The 16,931-nt window shown below is 41.7% G+C and carries 14 protein-coding genes; 8 read left to right on the top strand and 6 right to left on the bottom strand.

Features of this window, described 5'->3' with window-relative positions; all coding sequences use genetic code 11:
• Positions 1–26: 26 nt before the first annotated feature.
• Positions 27–749 (top strand): DUF92 domain-containing protein, encoded by a 723-nt coding sequence (locus tag AC1DO4_RS07645; RefSeq protein WP_477414469.1) that lies wholly within the window; start codon positions 27–29, stop codon positions 747–749.
• A gap of 98 nt (positions 750–847) precedes the next feature.
• Positions 848–1,618 carry a M90 family metallopeptidase gene (locus AC1DO4_RS07640; protein ID WP_477414467.1) on the top strand — a complete coding sequence of 257 codons (771 nt, stop codon included), beginning with the start codon at positions 848–850 and terminating at the stop codon, positions 1,616–1,618.
• 3 nt (positions 1,619–1,621) lie between these two features.
• On the opposite strand, the gene AC1DO4_RS07635 is transcribed toward AC1DO4_RS07640, so the two are convergent.
• A complete protein-coding gene (locus AC1DO4_RS07635) occupies positions 1,622–2,443 on the bottom strand; it encodes an MBL fold metallo-hydrolase (RefSeq protein WP_477414465.1) in 822 nt (273 codons plus the stop codon).
• A 153-nt stretch (positions 2,444–2,596) separates the two neighbouring features.
• On the opposite strand from AC1DO4_RS07635, the gene AC1DO4_RS07630 reads away from it, so the two are divergent.
• Positions 2,597–3,250 carry a YceH family protein gene (locus AC1DO4_RS07630; protein ID WP_477414463.1) on the top strand — a complete coding sequence of 218 codons (654 nt, stop codon included), beginning with the start codon at positions 2,597–2,599 and terminating at the stop codon, positions 3,248–3,250.
• Positions 3,251–3,348: 98 nt separating this feature from the next.
• Here the strand turns inward: AC1DO4_RS07630 and AC1DO4_RS07625 are convergent, their stop codons facing one another.
• On the bottom strand, positions 3,349–7,641 hold the full coding sequence (locus tag AC1DO4_RS07625; RefSeq protein ID WP_477414461.1) for a hybrid sensor histidine kinase/response regulator: 4,293 nt from the start codon (positions 7,639–7,641) through the stop codon (positions 3,349–3,351).
• Positions 7,642–7,904: 263 nt separating this feature from the next.
• On the opposite strand from AC1DO4_RS07625, the gene AC1DO4_RS07620 reads away from it, so the two are divergent.
• On the top strand, positions 7,905–8,129 hold the full coding sequence (locus AC1DO4_RS07620; protein WP_477414459.1) for a VF530 family protein: 225 nt from the start codon (positions 7,905–7,907) through the stop codon (positions 8,127–8,129).
• Here AC1DO4_RS07620 and AC1DO4_RS07615 read toward each other — a convergent pair.
• From AC1DO4_RS07615 to AC1DO4_RS07605, 3 genes are all read right to left on the bottom strand, one after another.
• A complete protein-coding gene (locus AC1DO4_RS07615; protein WP_477414457.1) occupies positions 8,126–9,427 on the bottom strand; it encodes a DEAD/DEAH box helicase in 1,302 nt (433 codons plus the stop codon). The genes AC1DO4_RS07620 and AC1DO4_RS07615 overlap by 4 nt on opposite strands.
• Positions 9,428–9,544: 117 nt before the next feature.
• Positions 9,545–10,354 (bottom strand): tRNA pseudouridine synthase A, encoded by an 810-nt coding sequence (locus AC1DO4_RS07610; RefSeq protein WP_477414455.1) that lies wholly within the window; start codon positions 10,352–10,354, stop codon positions 9,545–9,547.
• Between the two features lie 105 nt (positions 10,355–10,459).
• Entirely contained in the window at positions 10,460–10,684 is a 225-nt protein-coding gene (locus AC1DO4_RS07605; RefSeq protein ID WP_477405487.1) for a CDGSH iron-sulfur domain-containing protein, read from the bottom strand.
• 280 nt (positions 10,685–10,964) lie between these two features.
• Between AC1DO4_RS07605 and AC1DO4_RS07600 the strand changes: the two genes are divergently transcribed.
• The 4 genes from AC1DO4_RS07600 to AC1DO4_RS07585 all read left to right on the top strand — a co-directional run bounded on the left by AC1DO4_RS07600 (position 10,965) and on the right by AC1DO4_RS07585 (position 16,144).
• Entirely contained in the window at positions 10,965–11,996 is a 1,032-nt protein-coding gene (locus AC1DO4_RS07600; RefSeq protein ID WP_477414453.1) for an aldo/keto reductase, read from the top strand.
• Between the two features lie 324 nt (positions 11,997–12,320).
• Positions 12,321–13,706, top strand: coding sequence for a Gfo/Idh/MocA family protein (locus AC1DO4_RS07595; RefSeq protein WP_477414451.1), 1,386 nt, complete (start codon positions 12,321–12,323; stop codon positions 13,704–13,706).
• A gap of 52 nt (positions 13,707–13,758) precedes the next feature.
• Positions 13,759–15,114: a 3-keto-disaccharide hydrolase gene (locus AC1DO4_RS07590; protein WP_477414449.1), complete on the top strand. Its 1,356-nt coding sequence runs from the start codon at positions 13,759–13,761 to the stop codon at positions 15,112–15,114.
• A gap of 622 nt (positions 15,115–15,736) precedes the next feature.
• Positions 15,737–16,144: a GNAT family N-acetyltransferase gene (locus AC1DO4_RS07585; protein WP_477414447.1), complete on the top strand. Its 408-nt coding sequence runs from the start codon at positions 15,737–15,739 to the stop codon at positions 16,142–16,144.
• Positions 16,145–16,260: 116 nt separating this feature from the next.
• Here AC1DO4_RS07585 and AC1DO4_RS07580 read toward each other — a convergent pair whose 3' ends face one another.
• Positions 16,261–16,788, bottom strand: coding sequence for a hypothetical protein (locus AC1DO4_RS07580; RefSeq protein ID WP_477405499.1), 528 nt, complete (start codon positions 16,786–16,788; stop codon positions 16,261–16,263).
• Positions 16,789–16,931 lie beyond the last annotated feature (143 nt).

Raw genomic sequence — 16,931 nt, 5'->3', positions numbered from 1 at the left:
CGGCACAATAAATACCTTTGGTTATTATGTTCACAAGTAATACCTTACTGGCCCTTATCATTGTTGCAGGCATATCTTACAGTGTTACAGCAAAAAAGCTAACTTTTATTGCCGCGTTAACCGGGGGACTAGTAGCTTATTTTGTTTTTACAGGTGCAGGTTTTACCGGTATTGCCATGATGACCACCTTTTTTATTTTAGGATCGGCGGCTACATCGTGGCAACAAAATAAAAAACAAGCTTTTATTATTGCCGAAGAACGTAAAAGCGGCAGAACAACCGGGCAGGTGCTGGCCAATGCGGGTGTAGCGGGTATAATTGGATTATTGGTGCTGCTGTATCCTCAGCTCACTCATTTACTGGTGCTGATGATGACAGCCAGCTTTGCCTCGGCAACGGCCGATACGCTGTCATCAGAATTGGGTACGGTTTATGGTAAGCGTTTCTACAATATTATTACCCTGAAGGCTGATGAACGGGGACTGGACGGCGTGGTTAGTTTAGAAGGAACATTGATAGGCATAGCCGGAAGTTGTGTGATAGCGGTAATTTACGCCATTGGCTTTGGATGGAGTTTAAACTTGATCTGGATTGTTATTGCCGGAACAACAGGAAATTTAAGCGATTCGGTAATGGGGGCATTGCTGGAGCGAAAACATTATATGAGCAATAATGCAGTTAATTTTTTAAATACTTTGATAGCTGCTTTGGTTATGCTGTTGCTTACTTATACGGAGTCTATTAATTAATTTAAATAAATTGATTAAATAAGATTGAAAATCAATCTATTAGCTTTAAGCTTTGTGCATTCTGCTTTAAGCTTCTACATAATACTGATATTTACCATATGACTTTTATTTTAATCGGCTTTATTGTTTTTGCCCTGGTTGCTTATTTCTTTTTAAAGAGCAATAAGGCAAAAACAGTCTCGCTTAATGCAGGTTACAGATCAATCCTGGAGCAGCACATTCAATTTTATCAACAATTGGATGAAACTGGCAAACAAATATTTGAACAGAAAATAAATACATTTCTTAACGGAATTACTATTGAAGGTGTAGGTACTATAGTTGATGATACCGATAGGGTGATGATAGCTTCAAGCGCGGTGATCCCCATCTTTGGGTTTAAGGATTGGGAGTACAGGAATTTAACTAACGTGATATTATACCCGGATACCTTTGATAGTGAGTTTCAGTTTGAAGGCGAAAACCGCAGTATACTGGGTATGGTAGGTACAGGATATATGAATGGACAGATGATTTTGTCGCGGGCTGCTTTAACCAAAGGTTTTTCCAGGTGGGCAGGGAAGGAGAATACAGCCATTCATGAGTTTGTGCACCTGCTGGATAAAAGTGACGGAGCAACCAATGGCGTACCCGAATATCTGCTGGCGCATGAATATGTATTGCCCTGGCTTAAAATGATTCACCAGGAGATTCGTAAAATAGAAGAGGGCGAATCGGATATTAATCCTTACGCCATTACCAACGAAGCGGAGTTTTTTGCCGTAGTAGCCGAATATTTTTTCCAAAGGCCAGATGAATTGAAGCACAATCATCCCGAACTATATGAAATGCTAAGCACCATATTTAAGCAGGATAGGGCAACAGAATAATTTTTACAGCGAATTAAAGCCCAAATCCAATTGGCCGGCTATTTCTAAGGTATTACCGGCATGGCCAATGTAATAAACGGGCGTTTCCTCATACCTTGACGCAACTACTATTTTGATCCCGTCGGCGCAGTTGGTAAACAGGTCTTCTACCAATTTAGGATCGTTATTGTTTTTAGATAGGTGGGATAACAGCAAGTGCGTCATGTGGGCTGGTCGGTGGGTCATGAACAATGCCAGTGCCTGTTTATTGCTCAGGTGGCCTTTACCGCCGCGGATCCGTCTTTTCAGGTGATAAGGGTATCCGCCATGCTCTAACATATCCTCGTCATAATTAGCCTCCAAAAATGCGGCATGGCACTGGCTAAAATAGCGGATCAGCTGATCGCATACAATACCCAGGTCGGTAAATACACCCACCTTAATATCGCGGCAGCTGATGATAAAACTATGGGGTTCGGTAGCGTCATGTACTTTGGGGAAAGATGTTATTTCCAGTTCACCAATAGTTACCGTTTCAAATTCGCGCAGGTGATGAACAAGTTGCAGGTTTACGCTATTGCCCAAATGAAGTAATGTACCAGGTGTAATATACACCGGCAGGTTAAACTTTTTGGCTAATACAGGTATGCCCCGAATATGATCAGAATGTTCATGGGATACAAAAATGGCTTTTACTTTGCTCATGGAGAGGCCAAGCCTGGCCATGCGTTTTTCAGTTTCACGGCATGATATGCCGGCATCAACCAATATAGCCTCCCGCTCGTTCCCTACGTAATAGCAATTGCCATTACTCCCCGAATTTAATGATGTTATAAATAAAGACATGTTTTTAAGCCAAAAGCTGAAGGCCGAAAGCTACCCTTCAATCCCATTATACAAAGTAACGGATTTGCACTATATTATTAACTGTAGTATGGCCACACTTTTAAAAATAAGCTACATTTTTTTGCGGTTATAAAAAGCTGCTTATATTTAGCCATGGATTCACCACAAACTTTACCCATACTTGACGCGGCCGAACTGCGTGTGCTTGGCTCACTGATGGAAAAAAGCAAAACCACACCGGATTATTACCCAATGACCCTCAATGGTTTAACTGCTGCCTGTAACCAGAAAACATCGCGCAAGCCGGTTGTAAACTATGATGAGAGTACGGTTACCGAGGCGCTGAACACACTAAAAAGGCGCGGACTGATATCGACCGCAACCGGGGGATCTATCCGTAATATTAAATACAAACACAATTTTGCAATAGTTTTCCCCGTGATACCGGCCGAGGTGGCTTTAATTTGCCTGCTGATACTGCGCGGTCCGCAAACACCGGGTGAATTGAATACCAATTCGGGAAGGTTATATGAGTTTGAATCGATTGAGGAAGTGCAGGAAATGCTGGAGAAACTGGCAGACCCGGCTATGCCCTATATCGTACAACTCCCTAAACGTCCCGGACAAAAAGAGCAGCGCTATGCGCATTTGTTAGCCGGTATACCCGAAATAAGCGACGATGATGAAATGGAAGAAACAGGCGGCAGATCATCCGGTGTCCTTGAAGCCCGCGTCGCTAAATTAGAGCAAGACCTGGCCGAAATGAAAGAGGCCTTTGATAAACTGATGAAGGAATTGATGGGGTAGGAAGTACGGTGATTTTCAACTGCCGCCAGGTTTTATCATTTGCCGCGAGCTTGCAGCATTATACTCACGAGTTACGGTACACTAACCTCGCAGGAATATTATTTACTTATACCCACCAATCTCATCATCTTATACGCCGCTTTTAAAACCGCTATTAAACCTTCCGGTTTCATGGGTTTGGCAATGTAATCGTCCATTCCTTCGCTAATGCACTGGTCACGGTCATCGGGGCCCGCGTTCGCGGTCATGGCTATAATGAAGGGTTGTAGTTTACGGTTGCTCTCGCGGATAGAGCGTGTTGCTTCAAAGCCATCCATTTCGGGCATCTGGATGTCCATTAATATTACGTTAAAATCCTGTTCATCTAATTTTTGCAATACTTCAAGCCCGGTCTCGGCCAGTGCAAATTCGTACCCCAGCTTGTTTAGCATGCGGCTGATGAGTTTTTGATTTACCAGGTTATCTTCAGCAACCAGGATATTGAGCGGGAACTCACCTGCAAATTTTTCATCAAGCAGTTTTACAGCTTTAATTTCTGTTTCAGGGGGATTTCTATCACCTTTCAACTCAGCCTGTATGCTTTTACCGAGTTGATTTTGTTTAACCGGCTTGGTTAATATTGCCGAGAACAACCCCGGATATTTTGTTTTTGAACCATCGCCAACAGAGCTTAGCATAATAATGGGCAGTTGCGCATATTGCGCTTTAACAGCAGTTGCAAAAACAACACCATCCATCCCGGGCATTTCCATATCGGTAATGATAAGATTGTAATCTTTATCATTAGCCAGCAATACAAGGCCATCGGCTGCCGACGAGGCGGTTATAGTAATCAGCCCCCATTGCTCTAACTGGGTTTTAAGGATAAAAAGGTTGGTTTTGTTATCGTCAACAATCAATACCTTTTTGCCTTCCAATATGGCGGTATCAAATACCAGCGGTACATATTTAGATTGCTTTTGGCTTACCGCCACGTTAATAGTAAACGCAAATACCGATCCTTCACCGTAAACACTTTCTACCCAAATATCACCTCCCATTAGTTTTACCAAACGCTGGCAGATAACCAAACCCAAGCCAGTGCCGCCATATTTACGCGTGGTAGATGAATCGGCCTGCCAAAATGCATTGAACAAGCTTGATACCTTTTTTTCATGGATGCCTATTCCGGTATCCATCACACTAAAACCTATCTCGATATCACTGTTACTATGGGTTTTTGAAAGGAAAACCTTTATAAATACTTCGCCCTGTTGCGTAAACTTCAGGGCATTGCTAATTAAATTGCTAATCACCTGTTTAAGGCGAAGGCTGTCACCAATAACCTGGTTGGGCAGAGCAGGATCTATTTGGTAAACCAGCTCAAGGCCTTGTTGCGATGCTTTAGGCGAAAACAAGTCGAGCACATCTTCAATACAATGGCGCAGGTCGAAATCCTCTTTCTCCATATCCATCTTGCCCGATTCTATCTTCGAAAAATCAAGAATATCATTGATAACGTTAACCAAACTGTCACCGCATGATATAATCGTATCTGTGTATTCGCGTTGTTCGTGGTTAAGCCCCGTTTCACTTAAAAGTGAAGCCATGCCAATTACGCCATTCATAGGCGTACGTATCTCATGACTCATGGTGGCCAGAAATACGCTTTTGGCCTGGTTAGCTTTGTCGGCCTCTTCGCGGGCCTCCTTTTCCTGGGTCATGTGGAGTTCAAGCTCTTCTGATTGTGATAGCAGCTCCTCGTTCAGGGCCTGTAACTCCTCAGATTGTGCCTGCAGTTCGGAATTTAGAACCTGCAGATCATCCGACTGTTTTTTTAATGCTTCCGACTGGTATAAAACCTCGGCAGTACGTTCAGAAACTTGTTTTTCCAATAATTTTTTTTGTTTTTCTATACTGTTAACTTTCCACCGGTATAGGCTATAAATTAAAGTAAGAACAAGCAATACTGTGGTCGAAATAAACCACCAGGTAAGCCAGAAAGGAGGTAAAACGGTGAGATTTAAACTAAGTTGATGCTTTGACCATTTGCCATCGCTGTTACGGCTTTTTACCTTGAATTTATAGTCGCCTGCCGGTAAATTGGTATACGTGGCAGTATTTTTGGTGCCCACATAGTTCCAGTTGTTATCAAAGTTTTCTAACTGGTATGCATATTCTTTTTTATTAACCTGGGCAAAATCCAGTGATACAAACTCAAAAGAAATAACCGATTGCTCATGGGTTAAAGTGATAGATTTTGTTTCAGCAATATCCCTCTTTAATGGTGAAGGATCATCATCGGTTTGGGCTACAGGAACACTTTTATTAAATATCTGGAAATCGGTTAACCGCAGCGGGGGATCATAAACGGTTTGGGTTATCCTATCAGGATCGAACATGTTGAACCCGTTAACCCCGCCAAAATATAATGTGCCATCATGACTTTTTACAGCGGAGTGTGGTTTAAACTCATCGGCCTGCAAACCATCATCAGTAGTAAAATTTCTGAACCTTCTTGTCCGCGGGTTGAATCTCGACAGACCATTGTTGCCGCTTATCCAAAGGTTGTTGTTATTATCTTCCCTTATGGCATAAGCGTAATCATTAGGCAAGCCATCCCTGGCTTTATAAACGGTAAATTTGTTTGTTTTAGGATCAAAACGATTTAAACCATTATAAGTGCATATCCATATGTTCCCCGAATGATCTTCGAACAGATCAAGAGCAGAATTGTTGCTCAAGCTGTTTTTTGATGCATCATATTTAAAAGTTTTAAATGTATTGCTTGTTGCATTAAAAAGGTTTAAGCCGCCATCATTGGTGCCAACCCAAAGGTTACCTCTCGAGTCGCCTAAAAGCGAATTAATATTATCGCTGCTGAGACTTTGAGGGTCGCCTGCCTTATGCCTGTAATGAATAAAACTGTTTGTTTTAGGATCAAATAAATCAAGCCCTTGTCCAAGCGTGCCAATCCATATTTTATGATCAAGGGTGGTTGTTATAGCGTATACGTTGTCGCCACCTAGGCTGGTAGAGTCGTTTTTATTGTGTTTGTATGTTTTGAATTTACGGGTTTGCAGATTCATTACGCTTACACCATCGCCCCAGGTACCTATCCATAAATTATTTTTGTCATCTTCTTTTAAGGCCAGGTTATTATTGCCCCCAATACTCGTTTTATCCCGGGCATCAAAACGATAAACTTTAAAAGTTCCTGTTTTTATATCAAACAGGTTTAGTCCGCCGCCATCAGTGCCAACCCAAATATTATGATTTTTATCTTCGGTAATACTTAGTACAAAATTATTGGATAAGCTGTTGGTCCGTGAGCTGTGTTTAAATTGTGCAAAATTTTCATTTGTCTTTTTATAAAAGCTGATACCTGATGCAAAGGTACTTAGCCACATATTGCCAAACTTATCTTTCAATATCACATCCACAGAGTTGCTGGGGATACTGGTATTATCTATATCGTCCTGGGTGTGGTTGCTGAATTTGCCTTCGGTAAAATTAAAAATGCTAAGCCCGCCGTTTTCAGTACCTATCCATAAATTATGGTTGCTGTCTTCGCTGATGCATTGTATCCCGTTATAGGGTAGCGAATTGGTGTTATTAGCAATGTTTTTAAAATGTTTAAAAGTTAGCGTATTGGCATCATATAAGTTTAACCCGTTCCCGGTGCCAACCCATAGCCGGTGGCTGCTATCCTCAAAAATGCTGGTTATTCTGTCTGAAGATATGGTTCTGTCGTCGTTTTCATCATATTTAAAACTGGTAAAACTTTTGGTTTTAGGATTAAAAAGATTTAGGCCGGATACTGTGCCTATCCATATATTTTTTTTACCATCTACATAAATAACCCTGGCGTGATCATCGCTCAGGCTGTGTGGATCATCCTTGTTGTACTTGTAGTGAACAAATTTGTTTTGGCTGACGATATATTCATCAACACCATCCTTTAAAGTAGCTATCCATAAATTGCCATCCTTATCCAGGGCAACATTTACAGTAAAATTGTTTGTAAGGCTGTTTAGTAGTTTGTCGTTGTGCAGATAACGGTAAAAGCGGTTCTTTTGGCGATCGTATTTATTAATACCGCCGCTGGTGGCTATCCAGATATCGCCATTTTTATCCTCAACAATGTGGTTTACAGAATTATTGCTGATGCTGGTATTATCATTGATATTGTTTCTGAAAATCTTAAACTTAGTGCCATCGTAGCGGTTTAAGCCGTCGCGCGTACCTACCCATATAAAGCCGCGGCTACCCTGGATCATGGAGTTTACATTAAGTTCTGAAAGGTTCTCCTTGCTGCCAATATGCTGAAAATGAATAGGCTGATCCTGGGCAATTGCTGATAATGATATAGCTTGAAAAAATAAAACCAGGTAAAACTTATAGCCACTCATTGATATCAGGATGTTTATTAAATGGGGTATATTGTGTATACAACTTTGACGTTAGAAATTAAGTAATTATTTGGTATTGCCGGTCAAATATATTTAAACGGGGATAGATAAATTTAGTTATGCTTTAGCGCAGGTTAAATTAATAAAATACCTTGTAATTTACACTATGTTTCCGGGAAAACGAACTCAAAAGCCCCATGCTCTTTTAACACTTTGGCTACTTAAGGTGAAAAGATGTAAAACATATTTATTTACCTTTGCATATGCCGCAACAAGTAAATAATCCGCTTCATGGAAAAACTTTAGAAACGATACTGAACGACCTGGTGGCCCGTTTTGGTTGGGCCGAATTGGGTTACCAGATAAGGATCAATTGCTTCCTGGATGATCCCAGCATATCATCAAGCCTTAAATTTTTGCGCAAAACACCCTGGGCCCGCAAAAAGGTTGAAAACATGTATATACACTACTTTACCAAAAAAAATTAGTGCTTGCGCTTGTTGTTCATTTTAGCCTTTTGGCCCGAACTAAAGTTGTAAGTTTTTGAGTTAGCCGCTTTTTTTTCGTGAAAGGCCGCGCCTGCTATGGGAGTATCGGGATTTGACTTAGGCGCCTTCTCTTCCTTTTTAACTTTTATATCTTTTTCAATTATTAATTCTTCGGGCAGCTCTGCCATGGATATTTTTTTACCAATGGCCTGTTCAATCTTTTTAACCTGGCTAAGCTCAAGATCGGTAGCAAAGGTTAGTGCCATGGTTTCGTTTTCACTACCCGGTAAATGGTTAGTTATGCGCTCAATAAAGATCTCTTTTTCTGCCGGCAGGTCAAAATGGATCAGGAAGGGGATATCTATAAGGTTAATGGTTTCTTCATTTTCATTAGCTACCAACAGTACCCTTGAATTTTCGTCGGCCTTAAAGTCTTCAATGCTTTTAAAACCGGGGCTATCAAAAAATTGTGGGTTTAAATAGGCAACGGCACTACGCAGGCGGGTTTGGAGGCTTTTATATACTTTATCTGCTGTGGCACGGGTATTTACAAACACAATGGTTTTGGTAAATAACTCCTCATCGTACATGAATAAATTAAGCAGGTTTAATTTGGTGCCAAAGTTTGGTACATTATATAATAACTGCGGATGTGTTTCTAATGGTTTTTCTGCTAATGCTTCAACTTCGATGATGGCGGGCTCATGCATAAAAGGCGCCAACATTTTTTCCAGTTTGCTGTGCATTACCTCGGTAAATACCAGTTTCTGGCTTTTGCCAATGCTGTTGGCCAGTTCAATTACAGGTAATTGCATGCCTTTTTTAATCATCTCATCGGCATCGTCAACCACAAAAAGAACAACCTTGTTGAGGTTAAGGGCAAGTTTGAGGTATATGGCTCTTGCCCTGTCGGGAGTGGCAACAACAATATCGGCGCCATCTGCCAGCGCGTCCATTTGCGTTTCTATGCCCGGCGCTACATACAGGCCAACAATTTTAATAGATTTATTTTTATTAAGCAGGTCAAATTGTTCAATTACGCTTAATACATCTTCTTTTTCGGGTACCAGGATCAATACATGCGGAACGCCCTCGGGTGCATAGTTAAAGCGGTTTAACACACCTAAAACATAGGTTGTAGTTTTGCCGCTGCCTTCATAACCTATGGCGATAATGTCCTGGCCACCAACTATTCTCGACAAGGTTTTTAGTTGCAGTTCTTTCGGGTTTGTGAAACCAGCTTCATTTACCGACTTAACCAGTTGCTTTTTCAGCTTCAATTTTTCAAACCACACCATCTGAGAACCTTATTAAATAATATTTGAGAGTGCGAAATTACCTAAAATACCGCTCATATCCATACCGGGAGTCAAGATATTAAAATCAGGAGGCAAGAGGGGAGTGTTTCTTCAATATTATATGGAGTGCCAAACCGCATCATCATCCTTTTGCAGCAGGCCCGAAAAGGTAGGCCGGGCCGGAATATCAAGGTAAGGATAAGTCACTTTTGACAGGTATAAACCCTGCGGATAGGCAGGAATAATGATCTTTGGCGTTTGCCTGCTGATAAGGTAACCCTCAAATTCGTCAACGCTCATCTCCCCGCGGCCAATTTCCAGCAGGCGGCCAATGATGATCCTGATCATCCTGCTTAAAAAACGGTTTGCCGATATGTTGAAACGCAGCCGGTCCCCGGTTTTATCTACGTACAACCCGGCCGAACTCACATTGCAGATAGTATGTTCAATCCTATCGGGCATTTTGCAGAAGCCACGGTAATCACTATATAGCGGCAACAGGGCCGTCGCCTTTTTCATTTCATCAATGTTGAAATTTTTTTCGGGGTATAACGCGCTAAAGCCACTTAAAAACGGGTCCTTATAGGTATGAATGAAGTAATCGTAAGAGCGTTGCACAGCATCAAACCGGGCGTGGGGCAGGCCCTGCATCGGGATAATGTCAAATACCGCGATATCATCCGGCAAAATTTTATTCAGCCTGAAAAACAAGTCAAAATCCCATTCCTGCTCTACGTCAATATGAAAAAAAAACTGGCTGGCATGCACATGAGCATCAGTACGGCCACAGCCGTTAATGGCTATTTGGGTTTTTAAAAGCCTGCTTAGTGCGGCTTCAAAGATTGCCTGCACACTTACAACGCCGGCATGTTTTTGCCAGCCGCTATACTTTGTGCCATGATAACCTATATGAAAAAAATACCGCATGATCCTTTGTTCAAAAATCCACAAAAAATGTGGTAAAATGGCTGTAAAAGTAAGGGCCTGCGGTATTTAACAGCAGGCCCTTTATAATATGGTGATTAACCGTTATTAAACTTTTTTAGGAGGCAGATCAAATGCGATTGCATTATGCTCAAAATGACCTTTGTGCGAACCATCACAAAACGGTTTATTTGCCGACAGGCCACAACGGCAAACAGAAACCACAGTTCTGCCTTGTAAACCGTAGTTTTCGCCCTGCATATCTACAATTTCAAAATCGCCCTCAATTTTTACAGATCCGTTGTTATTAATAGTAAGTTTAGTTGTTGCCATACGTTAAAATTTTGGCGCAAAGTTAACTAATGGGAGAGCCTTTATATAGCCTATTTGCTATTTAGAAGTGTTCCTGATTGGATTGGGATAGAATCAGGAGTCAAGAATCAAGAGTTAAGACGGCTGGCGTTTTTCCTTGTTGCGGCTACCTGACTAAATTACAAATGACAAAATGATGATGCATAAAACCCGCTCTTCGCAAACATAAATTTTAGCTTTGTATACATAGCAAAAGCTTAAAGCCTTTCGCTTTAAGCCTTCTGCTTAAATAAACTACACTATGGAATACAGACAATTAGGAGCATCGGGTTTAAGAGTGCCCGTTTTAAGTTTCGGCACTGCCACTTTTGGCGGTGGCAACGAATTTTTCAAAGCCTGGGGCAATACGCAGGTTGATGAGGCCAAAAAGCTGATTAGTATATGCCTTGATGCAGGTGTGAACTTTTTTGATACCGCGAATATATACTCAAGGGGGATAGCTGAAGAAATACTGGGCAAGGCATTGGAAGGTTTGCGTAACGAAGTGCTCATCAGCACAAAGGCTACGCTTCCTATGGGTGATGGTGCTAACGATTATGGTTCATCGCGCCTGCATTTGGTAAAACAGGCAGAAGATAGCCTGAAACGTTTACAAACCGACCATATAGATATTTACCACATGCATAGCTTTGACGCCACAACCCCGGTTGAAGAAACTCTGCGCGCGCTTGACGACCTGGTAACAAGCGGCAAGGTGCGTTATATAGCTTGTTCAAACTTTTCGGGCTGGCACCTTATGAAATCGTTATCGGTATCTGAGCGTTATGGCTGGAGCAGGTATGTGGCCAACCAGGCTTATTATTCGCTATTAGACCGCGAGTTTGAATGGGAACTGATGCCTTTAGCCATCGATCAAAATGTGAGTACCATAGTTTGGAGCCCATTGGCTTCCGGCAAGGTGAGTGGTAAATTCAGGAGAGGGCAGCCCATCCCTGCAGATTCAAGAACAGTACAAGGCGGCGCTCATGGCCCCGCAACCAACTTTGATCGCCTATACAACATTGTTGATGCCTTGGACGAAGTTGCCGAAGAAACAGGTAAATCTGTAGCGCAGATTTCAATTAACTGGTTATTGCAAAGGCCAACCGTTGCCAACATTATTATAGGCGCACGTAACGAGGAGCAGCTAAAACAAAACCTTGACGCCATTGGCTGGAACTTAACTGCCGACCAGGTTAAAAAGCTCGATGCCGCCAGCGATTTGCCGCCAATATATCCATATTGGCACCAACGCCAAAATCCTAAACTCATTCCTCCGCCAATACAATACTAATAACAGTATAAATTTAAACACCATAACCATGGGTTTCATCCCCATTGGTTATGGAGTTTGGTATACCCTCGCTTTAATTACGTAAAAACACGTATAAAAACGCCTCAAATCCCGTATAAATACTAATTCCAAAACATACCTTGTTGCCTACTTTTACATGGCAAACGGTTAATGTTAATGTTTGCCGCAAAACCTAAACCTTATCTTTTTCAAAACAACCTCTGGCTATTTACAGGCTTGTGGAAATTAAAGTAACAGTTAAATTACAATTGCTTTTAAAAAAAAGCGACTGTTTTTTTCGAGCCTTTACAAAACTTAGCTAATTTGCCAACGCTGCCCACCGGGCAATGTGTTATAAACCAATTAGCCATTTTATCCATGCTCAACCGCAGGCAGTTCATTCAAACTACGTCACTTGCCGGAACCAGTTTCCTGCTTGCATCCCAGGTATCAAAAGCAGCTTCATTTTTTAAAGGATCGCCTAATGAAAAAGTTGTTTTAGGTATGATGGGCACCAATAGTCGCGGCCTTTACCTGGCCCAAAGCTATGCTAAGATACCCAATGTAGAGGTAGGGTATATTTGCGATGTAGATTCAAATGTGGTTGATAAAACCGTCAACGAGATTTATAAAATAACAGGTAAAAAGCCCAAAGGTATTACCGATATCCGCAAAATGCTGGAGATAAAAGATATCGATGCGGTTGTTATAGCCCCACCCGATCATTGGCACGCCCCGGCAACCATCATGGCTTGCCAGGCAGGTAAACATGTATACGTAGAGAAGCCCTGCAGCCATAACCCTCATGAAGGCGAAATGGCTGTTGAAGCAGCAAAAAAGTACAATCGTTTGGTGCAGATGGGGAGTCAGCGACGCTCATTTTCAAATGTGCAGGCCATGGTTAAAGAACTGCATGATGGCGTTATCGGTCGTGCTTATTATGCAAAAGGATGGTACACTAATCACAGGCTAAGCATTGGCCATGGCAAACAGGTGCCTGTGCCGACTAATTTGAATTATGATTTGTGGCAGGGCCCGGCACCACGGAAGCCATACCAGGATAACCTGATTCACTATAACTGGCACTGGTTTTGGAACTGGGGAACCGGCGAGGCGCTAAACAATGGCACCCATGAGCTTGACGTGATCCGTTGGGGGTTGGGTGTTGATTATCCCAATAAAGTAGTTTCAACAGGCGGCCGGTTTCATTTTAACGACGACTGGCAAACACCCGATACGCAAAATATCCTGTACAACTTTCCCAACAATACCGCCGCCGAATGGGAGAGCCGCAGCAGCAACGGCTTTAATATTGAGCAGTTGAGCCGTGGGGTAGTGTTTTACGGCGATAAAGGAACACTGTTTTATGGCAGCGGCAATGGCTACCAGGTTTATGATGGCGATAACAAGCTTATAAAAGACATTACAGACGATACCAAAGTTGATGGAACCAACAAAGTAAGCCCTACCGAAGCGCTGGATGGTTTCCACTTTAAAAACTTTATTGATGGGGTTAGGGGAGTAGCCCCGCTGAATTGCCCTATAGAGATAGGTTTTAAATCAACCCTGCTGCCGCAGTTAGGAAATATATCCTACCGGGTAGACCGGGTGCTGCACATCAACCCCGGGAATGGCCATATCCTTAATGATCCGGAGGCTCAAAAGCTTTGGAGCAGGGAGTACGAAAAGGGTTGGGAAGTGAAAGTGTAAGTCTTAAAATTTACAAGTTGTCAATTGCATAAAACATCTACTATATCATAACATGAAAAAATACATTTATCCAATAGTAATTTTACTAAGTGCGGCCACACTATCCCAGGCTCAAACCAAAATATTTGATGGTAAAACCCTGAAAGGCTGGAAACGCTTGGCCGGTACTGCCGATTATAAGGTAGAGGATGGAGCCATAGTAGGCACTACTGTTTTAAACTCCGGCAACACATTTTTAGTTACCGAAAAGGAATACGGCAATTTTATATTGGAGCTTGATGCCAAAATTGAAAGCAACTTAAGTAACTCGGGCGTACAAACCCGCAGTCACTACAACCCTGCCGGTCATGATGGTAAGGGCTTGGTTTATGGCCGGCAGCTTGAGATTGATCCATCCGACCGTAAGTGGACAGGTGGTATATATGATGAGGGCCGCCGCGACTGGCTTTATCCCTTAGATTTAAATGCCGCGGCAAAAGACGCCTTTAAAGTAGGAGCGTATAACCATATTCGTATAGAGTGTATTGGTAACGAAATGAAAACCTGGGTAAACGGTATTGCTACTGCCGATGTGGTGGATACCATTGATGCAAAAGGATTTATAGCCTTGCAGGTACACGCCGTTAGTGACGAAAAACAGGCAGGCAAAAAAGTGTACTTCAAAAATTTTAACCTGCAAACCACCAATTTAAAATCAAAACCGTTCCCTAAAAATGTGTACGTGGTAAACCTGCAGCCCAACAGCATTACACCTGCAGAAAAAGCTGCCGGCTGGAAGTTACTGTATGATGGTAAAACCAACACAGGCTGGCATGGCGCAACCCTTAAAACCTTTCCTGATCATGGCTGGGAAGTGGCCAACGGAACAATGCATGTGCTGCCATCGAGCGGTAAAGAAGAATCGGGCGGTGGTGATGTTGTTACCAATGATAATTTCAACGCTTTCGACCTGTCGTTTGATTTTAAACTGACACCTGGTGCTAACAGCGGGGTAAAGTATTTTGTTACCCTGAGCGAAGTTACAAGCGGTTCGGCCATTGGTTTGGAGTACCAGGTGCTGGATGATAAGTTACACCCCGATGCCAAACTCGGCCGTGATGGCGACAGAACTTTAGCTTCATTATATGACTTGATAAAGGCCAACAAGAAAGATCGTTTTGTTCACCCGATAGGCGCCTGGAATACCGGCAGGGTGATTGTATACCCAAATAACCATGTAGAACATTACCTGAATGGTGTTAAGGTGCTGGAATACGAACGCGGCTCAAAAGCCTTCAAAGACCTGGTAGCCATGAGCAAATATACCATCTGGAAAAACTTTGGCGAGGCCCCGCAAGGACATTTGTTATTGCAGGATCATGGAAATGAAGTGTTTTTCAGAAGTATAAAGGTGAAGGAATTGAAGTAAATCGATGCCAGCAAGACTAAACTTACGAAGTTTAACTCGATAATATTTTTTTTTGGCCTCGTTGAGGGCTTCGCCGTTTACTTCGTAAGTTTTTTGTGCTATCAGAACATATCTCCAACCGTCATTGCGAGGTACGAAGCAATCCCAAACTACACAGATCGGATTTGAAAAGCTATTCTGTAAGTCCTACCGTGTGTACACATCTTTTTAATTAAAGAAAATGTCATTTCGATTGAGCGAAAGGGGGAAAGATGGGGGCGCGAAAGAGAAATCTTATGCGACAGACAGTCAGCCATGCATGCTTTAGAGCAGGGTGCAGAAGATTTCTCCTCACTCCAGTGCTCAATTCCCTCCCTGGTTCGCTCGTATGACAATCGTTTTTTAAGTATCGATAGAATCTTAAAGAAGTGTACACACGGTAGCTGTAAGTCGGGGATTGCTTCGTACCTCGCAATGACGATCTATTTATCTATTTTTACATACCTTCTTCGACTTTCTGTTCCAAACCTGTAAAATGTACTTTTTAAAAACAGTACAAACTTTACAATTTGTGTGCATTCGCTTGTTTTTCTTTATCGAACAAAAAAATAAGTATAAATTGTGTTTAAAGCCCAATTTAAAAATGAAATCAAAAATTTATGATATGATGTATCCGCTGATCAATGATGGCAGCGGAACGTATGAACTTGATGATTTAAATGCTTATATCGATAAAATCATTGAAAAGGGATGCATAATCTCTGTAATGGAAAACGACGTTTTACTTGCGTTTTTAGCCTATTATGCAAATGATTATGAAAACAAGCTCGCTTTTTTATCAATGGCGGTAGTTTCACCGTCGATGCGGAAAATGGGATATGGAAGGAGGTTACTTGATTTTTGCCTGGTTGATTTGATGCGCAAAGGATTTAACAGATGCCTTACCGAAATAAAAGCGAACAATAAAACAGCTTTAAATGCATGTAAAAAGCTGGGCTTTACTGAATTTGGAGAAAAAGGTAACTATATAGTTTTGGAAAAAATCATATAGTAGTTTCCACTGTATAAAACTCCATTGTCGCGTATCAAAACTATTCAGTTATGTAAGAGCCAAAAGCAGAATGCATTTACCTTAGGCTTTGTGTATTCTGCTTTTAGCTTTATAATTTAGCGCATTAAATCCTGATAAGCGGCCGATAGTATAATACCATGATGGGCATTCACCACTCCATTGGCGTAGCCGTTGTTATCAACAAACATTTTCTCGTTCTCGATAAAGAAATGAGTATTGCCAACTTTAAAATTACCTTTAATAGTTAACACCTTATCTGGCAGCTGGGCATGTATTTCGTTAAGGATATGACTGGATAAGCCGGGATACTCATGTTCATCAAGCTGGTAAACATCCAGCACAGGTTCGTGATGACCGGTTTGATATACTTTAATTCGGAATTTACTGATCTCTAAGCGGATGTCTGTTCTGTCGGCAACGCTGTTACTCGCGATGTTTAAAGCATGGCCATCCATTGTTGAAATATTCGCATCGATATTTAGCGCCAGGTTCTCATGGTTTTTTTTCTCATTATAAAATGATAAAACTCTTAAAAACTCGGTGCTGTTATCACCATCATTCACCCTAAGGGTGCGCTGTGTGCTCAGGAATATGGTAGTCCCGAAAATAAATGCGTGTTTCATAACTTTTGATATTGGTTTATGTACTAATAAGCGCCAGAAACAAGAAATGTTTTGTTTAAATACGCACATTCATAAATAAAAAAGCCCTTCAGCAAACGCTGAAAGGCTCTCATAAATATGTAGTGCCGTGTCAACATTGAATT

This window comes from Mucilaginibacter sp. P5_A6 (assembly GCF_056400585.1).
This window is presented reverse-complemented; position numbering and strand designations above follow the sequence as displayed.

Coding starts and splice junctions, on each gene's coding strand:
- AC1DO4_RS07605 (WP_477405487.1), bottom strand. CDS start 10,684: ATGGCAACAACTAAACTTACTATTAATAACAACGGATCTGTAAAAATT.
- AC1DO4_RS07615 (WP_477414457.1), bottom strand. CDS start 9,427: ATGGTGTGGTTTGAAAAATTGAAGCTGAAAAAGCAACTGGTTAAGTCG.
- AC1DO4_RS07635 (WP_477414465.1), bottom strand. CDS start 2,443: ATGTCTTTATTTATAACATCATTAAATTCGGGGAGTAATGGCAATTGC.
- AC1DO4_RS07610 (WP_477414455.1), bottom strand. CDS start 10,354: ATGCGGTATTTTTTTCATATAGGTTATCATGGCACAAAGTATAGCGGC.
- AC1DO4_RS07585 (WP_477414447.1), top strand. CDS start 15,737: ATGAAATCAAAAATTTATGATATGATGTATCCGCTGATCAATGATGGC.
- AC1DO4_RS07620 (WP_477414459.1), top strand. CDS start 7,905: ATGCCGCAACAAGTAAATAATCCGCTTCATGGAAAAACTTTAGAAACG.
- AC1DO4_RS07625 (WP_477414461.1), bottom strand. CDS start 7,641: ATGAGTGGCTATAAGTTTTACCTGGTTTTATTTTTTCAAGCTATATCA.
- AC1DO4_RS07580 (WP_477405499.1), bottom strand. CDS start 16,788: ATGAAACACGCATTTATTTTCGGGACTACCATATTCCTGAGCACACAG.
- AC1DO4_RS07640 (WP_477414467.1), top strand. CDS start 848: ATGACTTTTATTTTAATCGGCTTTATTGTTTTTGCCCTGGTTGCTTAT.
- AC1DO4_RS07645 (WP_477414469.1), top strand. CDS start 27: ATGTTCACAAGTAATACCTTACTGGCCCTTATCATTGTTGCAGGCATA.
- AC1DO4_RS07630 (WP_477414463.1), top strand. CDS start 2,597: ATGGATTCACCACAAACTTTACCCATACTTGACGCGGCCGAACTGCGT.
- AC1DO4_RS07590 (WP_477414449.1), top strand. CDS start 13,759: ATGAAAAAATACATTTATCCAATAGTAATTTTACTAAGTGCGGCCACA.
- AC1DO4_RS07600 (WP_477414453.1), top strand. CDS start 10,965: ATGGAATACAGACAATTAGGAGCATCGGGTTTAAGAGTGCCCGTTTTA.